The 503-nt window shown below is 38.4% G+C and carries 1 protein-coding gene; it reads left to right on the top strand.

The window, feature by feature from the left end; genetic code table 11:
* A partial coding sequence (locus AC3G7N_RS22840; protein WP_489424374.1) for a peptidylprolyl isomerase occupies positions 1 to 414 on the top strand: 414 nt, incomplete at its 5' end.
* Positions 415 to 503 lie beyond the last annotated feature (89 nt).

Raw genomic sequence — 503 nt, 5'->3', positions numbered from 1 at the left:
ATGGAAAATGGAAATAAAATCGAATTTGAACTTTTCCCAAACGAAGCGCCTGGCACTGTAGCAAACTTTGAAAAACTGGCAAATGAAAACTTTTATGATGGATTAACATTTCATCGTGTCATTGACGGATTCGTAAGCCAAGGTGGGTGCCCAAAAGGGAATGGCACCGGTTCTGCTGGTTACACAATCAAATGTGAAACAGAAGGAAATCCGCATAAGCATGTTGAAGGTTCATTATCAATGGCGCACGCTGGCAAGGATACCGGAAGCAGTCAATTCTTTATTGTACACGAAGCACAGCCGCACCTTAATGGTGTTCATACTGTTTTTGGGCAAGTGACTTCTGGAATTGAGCATGCAAAAGCAATGCATAATGGCGATGTAATGAAAGAAATGAAAGTTTTTAATGATTAATAGATTACTATTTGTCCATGACAAATCAGTAAAATAGTAGTATGATTTAGATTAAATCAGTAAATGCTGTTAAAGGATGAAGGCACTTG

This window comes from Virgibacillus carmonensis, from assembly GCF_057836705.1.
This window is presented reverse-complemented; position numbering and strand designations above follow the sequence as displayed.